We start from the raw sequence: 13,671 nt of genomic DNA on the forward strand, positions 1-13,671 counted from the left end.
GGTGATGAAATCCGTATATTTGGCAACAAGGGAGGCCACCAAGAAGTGGTCCATGCCCATCAGGAACTGGGGCATAATTTTAAACCAGTTCCTTACAATCTATGAAAAAAGGGTCAGACTTTAGATAAAAGTCCAACCCTCGTTATTTTTAACTTACACACTTGGTGGGATAGTGTCAAAAAAAAGTTTACATTAAAGACTTTAAGCTAATCTTTAAATTTATATGCTGTTAATGTATTGTCAAATAGAGAAGGGACTATAATCATATCTTTATGCGGAATGTATTCGAAATCTGCGCAGTGTAATCCTGTCGAAGAAGTATTTACAAATTCCATAATTTCTCCATTTTCATCAATCAATCTCATTCCTTTATCGTACAAAGAAATTAGAAGTTGATTCCCCCTTTTTTTAATACCATCTATATTACCTTCTCCTAAGTGGTATACATTTGAAATCTGTTTGGTTTTTGTATCAATGGATTTGAGAAAGCCATCTTCATTTACACCAATATAAAGTTTGTCATCTATAAAAGAGATTCCATTTGCATCCCCTATACTATCACTCTTAATCCATGAGGTTACTTTATTTTCCTTTATTCTATATAACGTATTACCTCCGGCTTCTGTGACATATATATTATTTTCATTATCTATGGTAATATCATTAATAAAAAAATCATGCTTAATACGATGTCGTGCTTTCATTTTATCATTTTCGATATCGTAAATTGCTATTCCAAACCTTTCAACGATATACAGTAAACCGTCTTTTAAAAACAATCCTGTTGGTGAAGACAAATTGGGAATCCAATCTTTGATTATAATCTGACCATTTAAATCAACTTTAGAAATAGAACAATCAGAATAATTACTGCCATTTTTTTTTTTTACAAAACGTTTATAATTGGAAACATAAAGCACATTATTTTCCCTATCGTATACTACGGATTCTGGGACCTCTAGCCCCTCAGAGATTTCCCAAACTTTTTCTATAACCGGTGGTTCCGTATCCTTAAATAAGGGAAACGATAATAGAATGATTAAAATAGCATGTTTCATTTTTTAGACTTTAATAAGTTCATTTTATTATTTTTAAATTTGTACATATCAAGGAACTTGCCGAAGTGGTAAACAACAATCAGATATGGCACGTACCTCTAGATTATTTAAATATCTACTCATATTTCAGTCTTTCATTTCAGTTTTAAGTATCTCAGTAGAGGCATTTACTATATCGTTTGTTATGAAGCTTTACTTGAGTGAGGGATGTCCGGTGGCATTTCCCGTTAATGGAATGAACTCAATATCCAAATAGTAAACGATGTTGGTTTCTAAGGACTTGCCTTTGATGAACGATGGGATAATACTATCCGAGACTTCTGCATCCCATTGTGCCTGTTCATGTCCGGCATTTTCAACCTGTACATGGAAGGAATTATCGAACCCTTTTATGATTTCTTCCACTTGTTCAACTGGCGTTCTGCAATCAAGCATACCAGTAATGAATAACGTAGGAATCTTAGAGTTTAAAGGAATAGATGGATCAATTGAAAGCTTTGTTTTTGGCCAATGATCTTTTGCAGCTGAAAAAGGGAAGTTTACACTATTGCCAAATGGGCTTTCCTCCGCTTCTTTTTCAATCTGAGACCATCTTTCTTGGCTGGCTCCTGATGCTAGCTGCTGGTTGATACCCTGTCCGGGTAATCCAATTGCCAACACGATCCTCTTCTGTACAAACCAACTAAGCAGGGAATAATCACCTGTATTGATGGTATGAAGTAGTCGTGGAATTACTGGAATGTCATGATAGTCGTCTATATCTAATCGTAGTATTAGTGCGAGTCCAAAGTCACCTATTTTTAATTCCATCTCTTTTCTTGTCAATGGGTTTGTAACTGTCACGGATACAGGGTTTTCCTTAAGCTTTTGCATCGTATCATGTAGCAGCTTTTCAAACTGAAGAGCAGTCATATCAAGTGTTGCTTCTTTCTCTATCAGATTACCAATCTTCTTCACATGTGAATCCAGATGTCGTGGAAAATTGAACGCTTGATTCGGGGCATCAGCTCCTACCAGAATTGCCCTATCCACTCGGTCCGGATACATGTCCATAGTGGTCATTCCGATGTGGGAACCATAACTAAATCCGAAGATGGTATATGCGTCAAGCCCGAGTGCTGTCATCAAGTCGTTCACATCTTTAGCGTGTTCTTCAATGTTATATCCAGAGACATCAACCTTGTCATCGCTAAATTTCTTTAAAGCAGCCTTCGCTACCTTTTTGTAATGCTTATTTGCAATCTCTTCTGATATGAAAAAGTCTGCGGGAAAGTCTTCTTGCCAAATGTAAGTAAGTGTCTCATCGCTGGAACCCCTTCTATCTAAAAAGATGAGGTCTGCCACTTCTAATAACTTTATTCTATCGTTTAGATCTTCTGGGCTTTCTGCTTCCCAGGTACTCACTCCTCCACCTCCTTCCAAGTATACCAAGGGAGAGGCAGGGTTTTCCGAAAGACTCTTAAGATATATGTATTTTAATTGAATCTTCCTACTTGATAGATTTTTACGGTTTTCTAGAACTTCTAAATAGCCGACTTGTCCTTCGACCTTAAGACCTTCGGAGGTCTTAAATTTCTTGGATTTAACATTGACTAGACTACCCTGACCGAAGCTATAGTTGATTAAGATTAGTGCAGTAAGCAGTACGATAAATAAATTTTTCATTTTTTTTGATTTTTTCCAAAAGATTTTTATTTAATTATAATTCTGTTCTTAGCTTTTTACTTACTCAGACCAATCAATCTTAAAGGCTTTTACTCCTTTACCCAAAAAGGTTGGAACGAATATGGTACTCAACTCTTTATTATATTCAAAATCAGCAGTGTTACATATACCTCTTTCGTCAAGTAAAAGGGTGACATCACCTTGTGGTGACAAGTAATAGATCAATCCTTCCCATTGAGAGATGATCATACCTCCATTGTCAAGTGTTCTTATCCCGTCAATAATTCCTGAGCCGAATGAGGCTATTTCGACTGTTTCTTTGGTCAAAAGATTAATGGAATACAATTTTGATCCCTCACGGCTTCCAATGAAGACATTCTCGCCAGCACAGAAAATTCCGTTGGTATTGACCAGTTCATCACTTACCATCCAGCTCACGACTTTGCCTTTTTTCAATGTAAAAATATCTACAGCGTCAACGGAAGGATCGGAATTAGAAATATAGATATTGCCTTTTTTGTCAACAGTAATGTCATTTGGAAATACAGTACCATTTGGAAATGGGTATTTTTTTACAATTTCTGCTTTCTTAATGGATATTTCAACTAGTTCTTTTCTATCCACTACGAATAGTTTATCACCCGATTTGCACATACCTGTTGGAGCATTCAACCCACCTATCCATAATGAATCTAACATATCACCTGTAGTGCTCATTTTGGAAATCAACCCTTCTGGCTTGGCCTTTTTATATTTTTGACTATCAAAGTGACTCACATAGAGTACTTCTTCTTTTTCATCGTATAAGGCAGATTCAGGAGAAAAATCCGATATTTTTTTACTCCAGGTTTCTTGAATTTTGGGATTCAATGATGACTTGATCGGTTGAATAGGTTTATTGTTCTGAAATCTAAAACCCCAACCTCCAAATTGATCTTTGGACGCAATAAATAATTCATTTATACCCTTTTCTAGTTTTAGATAAAGTGTGTCCTTAGATTGAATTGTTCCAGTAAATGAGTTTCCTCTGCTCCTGTAGGCGTAATCTCCAGAATAAATAAGTTCTTCATTAAGAAATATCTTAATTGCATCGCTATAACCAAAAGCTACTTTGATGGTTTCTTCTTTATCAGAGTAAAACGTTGATCTGGCGAAAACACAATTTAGGTCCTTTTCATTTTTTCTATACTTCGAAATATTTACGAGCCCAGTCTTATCAGCCTCAATATCCTCCCATCCAGCATTAAAGTTTTGATAGAATGTAGGTACTTGGTTTGAATTAAAAGATTCGTTTGACTGTAGACTCGACAATTGCCAATCTGGAAACTGGTTGTTTTTAGAGAGTATACCATGCTCTTCAACTTTATCCAAATCATCAGTACTCTGAATATTGATATTGGAAAAGTAAACATTGCCCCTGCCACCATTAAAGATAAGGTCTCCAACTACTGGAGTATGAGCTAGTTCTTTAATGAAGAGTATTGGAGTTTTCATATCTTCAATAAATATACGTGCCTGCTCATCTATCACTTCAATTCTTATTCGCACCCATTTTTCTAACTCGATATCAAGGCTAGAATTGTAGCCCTCACCAAAGTAAAGTTGCCAACAGGTGACCCCATTAAATACAGGGGCATATTGTAGCGCATCGTCATAGAGTCCTACCCTGTGAGGGCGTATGTATATTTGTTCGGAACTTTGTCCAGATTGTTGAACCCTGAAGTCGATTCCTGGATATGATCTTACATCCGGAATCCAAATATCAGCCTCTATAATTCCATTTTTGAATGATGTCTTCCAATTTGCGCTCCCTTTAAGACATCTTCTGCCCTGAAACTCTACTATTTCTGCCCTGTTTAATTTAAAATTAACCGAATCGATTGGTATGCTTTGAGAATATATGTTCAGAAATGAAAACAATAGTAAAGTAATAAAAGGTGTGGCGAAATAACTTGATTTATTCATGATTGATTTATTAATTTTTTTTGATTTTTTCCAAAAGTCGCGGTAGACAGGAATGAATCCAAACTGGAGGAGTCTCAGAAAGCCATATGAAACTCTTCTAAGTCTGGGACTTGATAAACTGGGAGGGAGTCATGCCTGTTTCCTTCTTAAATGCACGGTAAAAGGAGGCCTTGGATCTAAAATCAACTTCTTGTCCCAAACCCACAATCAAATATTTTTGACTCTCCGGTTCATCGGCTAGCTTCATAACGCCTAACTAAAATGATCAGACGCTCGAGTTGCTAAAAGCTTCAAGGTTTCTATTTCTCACTACTCTTTCTAAAAGCTCAGTCGCATATTCATTTTAATATCTGTTTTATGCCGTTTATAAAATTTCATTGTATTCACTCTCTTCGATAATCCTCTTGAAATTGTCAGTATTCAACAGTTCATAGACTGCTTGTTTTTTGTCTGTGGTGTTGTCATAATATGACTTACATATCAAATAGCCCATAGTGTATCCCAAGTTGCTTGGTCTATCCTTTATACCACCTCCATTATGCATCCATTTAGATAAATCTTGACTATAAAGGTCTCGTTTTAGTTCCTTCAGAACAAAAGCCCTATTTTTCTGGTCATTGATATAATCAAGTCTTCTATTTACTGCTGGACTCATTTCATGTTTTTCTGTCAGTAGGCTAACCAGAAAGTCACATGCACCCTCTTGTATCAATTTGCCAAGAAGTAGATTTTCATTTTCTTCATCTGAATAGGACTGTTGATAATGCATAAGTTCGTGTACAAGGTCAAACTTCATGTTATCAAACTCAGTGATAGTAGATAATTGCCAGTTATTTAAGTTTTGTTGCGGCATGTTCTCTGATTTGGCAAACATGGTTAGTCCAACATAAAGTCCAAGCTCCGTCAGGGTTCCAGAACTGTTAATCAGATCAGGCACAATGTAAGTTTTAGGGAATACCGCCCTAGGATAAAGTTTAGCAAACTGCATCATCATTTGTTTAGACTCTATGGCTACTTCATTCAGGTGTTCTTCAGAAATCGCCTTTTTGAGGTATTCGTAAAAGTCGGGATTCTTTATGATCATGGTCTGGTACATGTTGTCCACATTTTCATAGCGAATGTGGTAATAGTCTTTAATAGCCGTAGAACCATTCAGAATGTATTCGGACAAATACTGTTTTGCCTTGGCTGTATCTGCGATAGCTATATCGAAATAGCTCCAGAATGACTCCATAGGTTCTAGTATTATTTCAAAGTTGTCGATATTCTCAAGGTTCGTTTTAAGGGAGTCTAGTCGACTATCAGTCTTCTGTCTGAATACACTATTTTTCGTAGTTTCGTCAATATCGTATGCATCCAATATTTTCGGATTACTCATTCCATTGTCGATAGCATAATTAATTGCTACTAATGCTGAATCAGGCATATTAGCCTTCCCAAATTGCCATGCAGCATAAACAAACAACTCTGACGACCCTAAATTTTGTCCTGTTTTGAAATAAAGTTGAGCAGCTTTGTAATTTGAGCCAGTCGCTCTCAATTCATCGCACTTGCTACCAATTACATCTAAGTCAGGGGGAATAGTTTGGTGATTAGGTTGACAACTGTTCAACAGTATTAATAAGAATAAAATAGAATATTTCATACATCTAAGTTCTCGAGCGCATATGGCATATAACGGTTTTCTGTTTGAGTAGTAGCTGATTTCTATTCACAACTTTTCGAATTTTCTCTAGCCTTTGTTTTGTATTTTTCTTTCGTTTTATCACTTAGACCGCTATTACTTGTACACATTGTTCTCCGCAGGCCTTATTGCAATTTAAAACCATGTTTAAATAAGAATTCTTCCTCAAGTTTTCTTCTTTCTTCTAAATCTTTTTGAGGGCTTCCTCTAAAAAAATGCCCCATGCCTGGATACGATTGTGAAGTGAAACTATTCTTGGTTTTTTGAATGGCATCTCTGAATTTTTCGAATCCGGGAAATTCAACAATATCATCGTTCTCACCGTGAAAGGCAAGTATAGGTGGAAGGTTTTCTTCTATGAGATAAAGTGGTGAGATTATTTTTGTGTCGTACTTAATGTCATACACATCTCTCCCAGCAATGTTATATGGGCAAGACATCAAAATTATAGCATCAGGTCTTGAACTATATTTTGAAGTCACTCCAAAATCTTCAGGATTTTCAATCATACCCGAAACCAAAGCTGAATGAGCACCTGCCGAAAAGCCATCTGCCAAAACCTTGTTTGGGTCAATGCCTAGTTCTTTTGCATTTTCTCTTACCCAAGCTATTGCCGTTAGCGCATCACTAACCGAAGCTTTCACATCAGTTCCGTGGATAGTCCTAAGCCGATAATCGAAGGCGATAGCAACTCTACCATCTTTCGCAGCACTCTTACAAACGTTATAACTCCATTCTGGTAATCCAATCGCCCAACCACCACCGTGAAAGAAGAGGTGCGCAGGTTTTGCTTGACTCTTATCGTGATTTTCTGGGTAGAATATATGGGCATTAAGGGTGATACCATCTACTGTTTTGTAAACTTTTAATTCGCTAGCAGCTTTCCTTCTATCGTGCCCCATTTTGTAAGCATCCTTGATTTCCTGCACATACTGTTGATTTTTGACATCTTTCATAGCTTTCGAGTAAGCGTAATCAAAAGCCTCGACACGGTAGGTCCAAATATTGGAAGTAAAATGATCCTTGATAAAAAAATCTTTCACATCTTTATGTGCTTCTAACTCTGCTATGGCATCATAACGATTATCTAAACGTTTTACAGGAACATATTCAAGGTGTGAAAATTTGTATTTTCCAACAGAAAGAATATCAAAGTAAAAATTCACACATCTTTTGTATTCTTTGTGTTGCAGTAGGTAAGGGGCATTAAAACTTCCATCCATTACGTTTTCAAAATAGTCGGTGGATACGACAGCTTTTTTCTTGAAATCGGAGAATCGATGATAGTTCTGTGGATATAACAAGCGATATCGTTTGTGCTTGAATTTGGTTTCAGTTAACAGACTATCAACGAGTTTTACATCTATTTCTTCAATGTGTGCTTCGTAGCTCTTGACCAAATGCTGAACGGTTTGCTCTAAAGAATCAATGACCGAGTTAAAGTGCTCTAGTTCCTGGCTAAATATCTTTCCACGATTAGCTGTTAGAAAGGAATCGTTCTTTCTGATAAGATTATTGTGAGCTTGCTTAATTCCAATTTGAAATTCTTCAGAGGTTTCCTGACAGGATTGAAATGTATTTGATACTAAAAGAAGTACTAGAGCGAAAGAAAGCCTGTTCATATTATTTCTTCATTTATTAACGAGAACAAATATTGAAGTTTTGCAATTAAAAATGGCAGTATACGAAAGAGATATGGTCTTATTACGTGCGATGAGACTCTTTTAAATCTAATGTTCTATAAACTGAGGGTGATACTCCTGTTCTATTTTTGAAGATTCTATAGAAGCTACTTTTTGAACTAAAACCACAAGAAAGTCCAATTCCAGTAATAGAATGACTTTCAACAGCATTAGATTTTAAAAGGGTTTTGGCTTCCTCTACTCGAAATGAATTAATAGAATCATAGAAACTACTATTTAATACCTCACCAAAAAATGCTGATAGCTTGCGCTCAGAAACTTCTATTTTATCAGCAAGCATCTTTAGATTCAAATCTGGTAATAAATATAATTTTTCCTCATTCATATATTTATAAAATTGTTGCCTCAACGCACCTTTTTCGTCATCTTTTAAGTAAGAGGTTTTGCTTTCTCTTTCTATATTTTTGGACGCATTCTCTTGGATTAAGAAATCAGGCAAGAAAATTTCAGATTGTGTAATTCCATAATAGGCGAGGTATGTCATAGCTACTATCATAAAAGATATGGTAATATAAGCATCCCAAGAAACATCGTATCCAAATAAAATTTCACTAGTATTTAGAATAAAGGCAACTATACGAACAAGTAGAAAGCAGATTAAAAACTTTTCAATCCATAGAAAGTCTTTTTCTTTAATGGTTGAGTAATTCTGCTTCATAGTTTTACTCAAAACATAGAAAAGTTTTATTGAAATGCTAAAATATACGATTCCGTACACATCTTTTATTAATGCTCTGATATGTCCATCAATGAATTTAGCATATTGAAAATCAAAAGAACTAGGAACCGTGTAAAACAAAAAATAGATGATAAAAGGAACAAAATGAATTAAACCCTCTTTAAGCAAGTCTGGTTTCTTGCTAAAAATTGATTTTATGTAGAGAAATATTAGCGGAGGTGTTAAAAATCGGGCGCCATCCTGAAAAAAATTAGTAATAAACCGTAATGTCTTCAGCTCATGCAAGTTCGCATAGAAAAAAATTAAAATATTGAGAATTATACACCAAAAAACAATTAATATCTGTTGGGGTAATTTCTTTTGCTCTAAACGCAACAAACCTATTAATACTATGATATTCAATAAAATACCTGCTATTAATATAAAATCTACTACTAATTTCATGTGAATTTAGTCTATTGAGTTGTAATTGTATTGGGGCAATAGAATCCCATAAAATAATTTTTCCAAATCTCTAACTCCGTAGTACTTCCCTTTTGTTAGTGTTTTCATTTAAGGGGGTTTTATTACAATGATAAATAAAAATCAGGTTGTTACAATTATGATTATTAATGACGTTGTATAATAGACCTCCTTGTTTCACTCGTAGGAATGTAAAAGATGGCCATTATTTTTAGCATACGAGTAAATTTACATGAAACTATTGTAATAGTGTTTTTACAGAAATTTGCCCAATTTTAATTTCAATTGGTGTTCTTTAATATTTAGGGTTTACAGGTGACAGATTCGGTTACCACATAGAAAATATCATATATAAACAATTGTTTTTCAGTAATATAGAATCAAGATTTGGGACTCGTCCAAACATTATTGCTTATAAAATACAATTCACGGCTCAATAATCAGATTGATTAGACTTGAGAAAAAATTCATCTTTAAAGAATCACTAATAAGCTGTACTAGTTTCAGACTTTGCCTAATCCAATAAATTTATCAATATTTTACAATATTTCTTTTGCCAGAGCAAGTAGTATTTTCCTAAGTTTTTTAATTTCACGGCACAATTCTCGCGGGTTATGGATGCTGCTATTGGCTTTTTTAGTCAAAGAATTAAACCTTTTTCCATTGTTCACTAAGCCTTCCATCAAGTCCTTTCGTTCTTGTGAAACTTCTTTGATAGCAATCACCCCAACAGTTGATTTTTTTCGAATATATTGAACTATTTTCAAATCATCCCTCTTCGCTTTTTCAGCAACAATAAGAAACTCCTTAACGGTAAGTCTGAGACAAATCCTTTTCGTTTTTAGCTGATGTAATGGTTTTTTAGGCCGTGCCATAATTTAGGGGTTTGGGGAGAATCTCTAACAAGCTTGCGAACAAAGTGAGTAGTTTTTGGCATCAAAAACACAACTTGCTTCATGAACTCCGATTAAAATTTGATATAAACGATTTAGTGTTTTTACATTAGCCCGCTCAAGAAGAATTCCCTCTCATTTTTTCAATTAGGGTATTGATATCATCGGGATGAAAAAGCACCCTGCCACCAAGCGGTATCTTTTTTAAAAGCCCTTTTTCCATCCAGGCGTAAATGGTCGGTCTTGTTACCCGAAATTTTTTAACAAGGTCGGCGATGGTCAGTAATTTATCTTCGTTTTTTCTTTCCTCCGAATAGCTTTCCAAAGTTGGTAAAGAATTTTTTTGAAGGAACTCAGCCGGAACGTATTCCTTGATGCCATTTTCATCCATAATAAATATTCGTTTCATAATGCGGTGGTTTTATGATTTACTTTATTAAACAAACCTACTGGCCTTTGACAAGATTTTATCTGTTTGACATACATCATTTTATGTATGGTAAACCTTGAAATAAACTAACTTTTTTAGTATGAGACTTTCAAAAGACTGGACTAAAAAAGAATCTCTTATCCCTTTTTCCAGCAAGTTGCTCTTATAATTTGTTTTACAAACCTAGCAGCATTGCACAGCATTTTATTTCAGTGCTGTACATTAATTGATGTACAGCATATTTGAATATAATTTCATAGGCTTTAAAATAAATGATAGATAAGGGTGAAAAGTCTTTTTGCTTTGCACGTTTATCCTATTTTTCAAGGGTGTTCATAAAAACCAAAAGTTTTTGTGAACTTCCGCAGAAATGATGTGGTTAGGGGAAAGAAGAATCCTAGATTGAGGGGGAGAAGCTCAGGGCATGGTGTTCTTGTTCCCCCTAGCAATAAATCTAGAACTCACGGAAATAATTAGCCATAGTAATATAGGATACTATATAGCTATCATCATATGATGCTATGGTTATATGATGAGATGGTTATATATAGGAATAGCGATATTAAGTATTGAAGCTATATCTCTATATAAAAACTAAGTATAAGAATTTTTCTGAACCGTATAAGACCTTAGCTATAAGGTCAATATTTTCATTAAAATGGATTGATAAAGTCTCATAAAGGGTTAATTAACGAAACTATTAAAGAGACCAAGAAATAGCAGTTTAATGAAGTATTACTGTGAATAATACGAACACCTTTTGCCTGTAATGTCTAATCAGTACTTATAGCGCCCTCCATCGGCAAGCCATTTTCTTGCAACTTGTCTCTGAACACCATTCCAAACAACATAGAAATAACACTTTTTGTACAAGAATTAATATGTATTTAGAGTCCTTTGAGTATGGAGCTTAGTAGTTTTCAAAAATAACTTCCCCATTTTTTATGATGAGCAGTGAAAAAAATTTCTCAAAGACTTTTCCCAATGAATCAATTGTTCTTTTAGTCTTTTTTGAGCAACTGATTTGCTATGCTCACTTTCATCCGCCCGAGGTGGCTCACTTTGACCGCCCTATCCAAAGGAGTTTTAGCCCTTCTAATTAAAATCTTTGAATTTTAAATCAATATTAATGATTTTTCGCTAGTCAAATTTATTACCTGCTTAGAAACAAAATTTTCATCTAATACTCAAATTCTCTCCATATATCTGCACAATGCCCAAAGTGTCACCAACTTGTAGTTCTTGAAAGTTAAAACTTGAAAAATTTGGATTCATTACGTTGTTTGAGTTAACATGGCCCAATCCGAGAACATGACCAATTTCATGTAGTGCAAAAATATAGAATGAATCACAATCTCTGATTATTAATTCAGACTGAATAATTACACTTCCTGAAAGCCTACCGCATAAATCATCTGGATAATTAGGGTATCCTATTCCACTTTGAAGGATATCAGCGACATAGAATCTAATCTGACTCTTACTATTGTTAGATGATTCGACAAACTCAATATTGGCAATGTTGGCCCAGGCCATCAAGGCTTTTCTAATTTGGTTTTTTGCACAAGGTAATAGTTTATTGTACGACTTACTTGGCAAGTTTATCTGACGATGTGTGTTAATAAATCCATTTTCCTCTTGGAAACTATAGTTTACAATCCCACCACTTGATTTAGGTCCCGAATTGATGTTTGATACTTCAAATAGGCTATCGTTACCCCATTTAAATCCAAAAAGACAATATTGGCCATTTCCATTGGTGCAAGCGGATAATTGCGAATTGCAAGAAGCAAAATCATCGGATAGATTAATTGGAGTCGGACTTTCACCATCATCTTTGCCACATGCTGACAATAAAAGAGTGCCAAATAAAAAATACATTATTATTCTAAACCTTCTAATTTCAATATTTTTGATATCAATTTGAATGATAATGACTTCCTTTTTTTGGTTGAGTTTTAAATTGTTCCAAGATATCAAGACTTACCCAATAGATATTTGAGAATTCAGCGTTTTGCCAACGATCGCGTCTAGAAAAAAATAAGAACTGTTCATCTGGTGATATATATGGTGCAAATTCCCGAAATTTTGTATTAATCTTATCACCTAAATTTTCACCTTCTGACCACGTGTCATCATTTTGATAAAAACTAACATATAAGTCACTTTTCCCAAAACCCAGGGGATTTTCGGCTGTGTATATAACGTAGTCTTCATTAGGTGATATACAAATATCTCTTACATCCTGTTTATTAAAACTAGCTTTAACCCTTTCAAAAGTCGAGTAATTATCCTTAACTCTTTTCGCTCTATATAGTGTACCATTGGTAAAATATAAATTCAAAGACTTTGATAAACTCGGATACCAATCTGACTTCGTAGTACTAATGTTCTTTACTGGTTTGGGCTTGTCCCATATTCCAGTTCTCAGTCTCTGAGTAGACCATATTTTTGGCGGAAAGTCCGCTACAAAAAAAAGTTCCTGATTATTTGGAACTATCATTGGTTCCCCAATAAACTTTTCGTTTTTGAATTTAAAATTCTTTACAAAGTTTGGTGTATCTATCTGGATATTACCTTGATTTTTTACTCTTAATATGGTTTCATACCTCCATTCTTCAGAATTGGTAATGGTAAAATAATGCTCTTTACCCTGATTACTAATAGTTAAGTTTTGTTGTAGCCTTCCGTCAAGATTTATAATTCCTTTAGCATATATTTTAGGTGTTTTCTTAGGATAGTCACTATCTAAATATATTGTTTTTTTTACACAACCAAAGCATATTAAAATGCTTAAAAATAATGTTATGTTTCTTAATTCAAATTTGTTAATCACTTGTTTAATTATTTACCAAATAAAATATCATATTAGTAACATGCCTTCATTTAGACTTTGGAATGTAGCCTTCTATAAAAATGTTGCCTTCGTATGAAAATACATTGTTTTTAATGAAGTGGTTTAAACTTTTATTTTTTTCTTTTTCTTGAATTTTTTCAACGCTATCGCAATGAATGCCAAATAGTTGAATCCTTTCCAGCTTTCGGTGGTCGTATCGAACCTGTTGAGCAGGGAACGGTAGCTGTCCATCCATGCATTCGCCCTTTCCACGGCATATCTTTCATCGTATAGGT

General features: G+C 34.6%; 11 protein-coding genes and 2 pseudogenes. 1 reads left to right on the top strand and 12 read right to left on the bottom strand.

The genetic code is table 11. The features are described 5' to 3' along the window. Positions 1-124: pseudogene (locus BFP75_RS22350) on the top strand (IS256 family transposase); the annotation flags it as partial. Positions 125-206: 82 nt separating this feature from the next. On the opposite strand, the gene BFP75_RS08170 reads toward BFP75_RS22350, so the two are convergent. The 12 genes and pseudogenes from BFP75_RS08170 to BFP75_RS08225 all read right to left on the bottom strand — a co-directional run. Continuing rightward, positions 207-1,058: an SMP-30/gluconolactonase/LRE family protein gene (locus BFP75_RS08170; RefSeq protein WP_099544755.1), complete on the bottom strand. Its 852-nt coding sequence runs from the start codon at positions 1,056-1,058 to the stop codon at positions 207-209. A gap of 192 nt (positions 1,059-1,250) precedes the next feature. Next, complete coding sequence (locus tag BFP75_RS08175) at positions 1,251-2,723, bottom strand: alpha/beta hydrolase (protein ID WP_099544756.1); 1,473 nt, start codon at positions 2,721-2,723, stop codon at positions 1,251-1,253. Between the two features lie 60 nt (positions 2,724-2,783). Next, positions 2,784-4,688 (bottom strand): SBBP repeat-containing protein, encoded by a 1,905-nt coding sequence (locus tag BFP75_RS08180; protein WP_099544757.1) that lies wholly within the window; start codon positions 4,686-4,688, stop codon positions 2,784-2,786. A 97-nt stretch (positions 4,689-4,785) separates the two neighbouring features. Further along, positions 4,786-4,935 carry a helix-turn-helix domain-containing protein gene (locus BFP75_RS08185; RefSeq protein WP_099544758.1) on the bottom strand — a complete coding sequence of 50 codons (150 nt, stop codon included), beginning with the start codon at positions 4,933-4,935 and terminating at the stop codon, positions 4,786-4,788. Between the two features lie 117 nt (positions 4,936-5,052). Beyond that, positions 5,053-6,333: a DUF2268 domain-containing putative Zn-dependent protease gene (locus BFP75_RS08190; protein WP_099544759.1), complete on the bottom strand. Its 1,281-nt coding sequence runs from the start codon at positions 6,331-6,333 to the stop codon at positions 5,053-5,055. Positions 6,334-6,497: 164 nt separating this feature from the next. After that, the gene (locus tag BFP75_RS08195) at positions 6,498-7,994 is read right to left on the bottom strand and encodes an alpha/beta hydrolase (RefSeq protein WP_099544760.1); all 1,497 of its coding nucleotides are present in this window, start codon (positions 7,992-7,994) and stop codon (positions 6,498-6,500) included. An 82-nt stretch (positions 7,995-8,076) separates the two neighbouring features. After that, positions 8,077-9,198, bottom strand: a complete 1,122-nt coding sequence (locus BFP75_RS08200) for a helix-turn-helix domain-containing protein (protein WP_099544761.1) — start codon at positions 9,196-9,198, stop codon at positions 8,077-8,079. A 557-nt stretch (positions 9,199-9,755) separates the two neighbouring features. Next, positions 9,756-10,091, bottom strand: a complete 336-nt coding sequence (locus BFP75_RS08205; RefSeq protein ID WP_099544762.1) for a hypothetical protein — start codon at positions 10,089-10,091, stop codon at positions 9,756-9,758. Between the two features lie 136 nt (positions 10,092-10,227). After that, a complete protein-coding gene (locus BFP75_RS08210; RefSeq protein ID WP_099544763.1) occupies positions 10,228-10,518 on the bottom strand; it encodes a helix-turn-helix domain-containing protein in 291 nt (96 codons plus the stop codon). A 1,197-nt stretch (positions 10,519-11,715) separates the two neighbouring features. Continuing rightward, complete coding sequence (locus BFP75_RS08215) at positions 11,716-12,519, bottom strand: matrixin family metalloprotease (RefSeq protein ID WP_099544764.1); 804 nt, start codon at positions 12,517-12,519, stop codon at positions 11,716-11,718. Next, positions 12,458-13,375, bottom strand: a complete 918-nt coding sequence (locus BFP75_RS08220) for a PD40 domain-containing protein (protein ID WP_099544765.1) — start codon at positions 13,373-13,375, stop codon at positions 12,458-12,460. The genes BFP75_RS08215 and BFP75_RS08220 overlap by 62 nt, the downstream gene beginning before the upstream one ends. 123 nt (positions 13,376-13,498) lie before the next feature. Continuing rightward, positions 13,499-13,671 (bottom strand): annotated as a pseudogene (locus BFP75_RS08225) (IS5 family transposase); the annotation flags it as partial.

Source organism: Maribacter sp. 4G9, from assembly GCF_002742265.1.
GTDB lineage: Bacteria > Bacteroidota > Bacteroidia > Flavobacteriales > Flavobacteriaceae > Maribacter.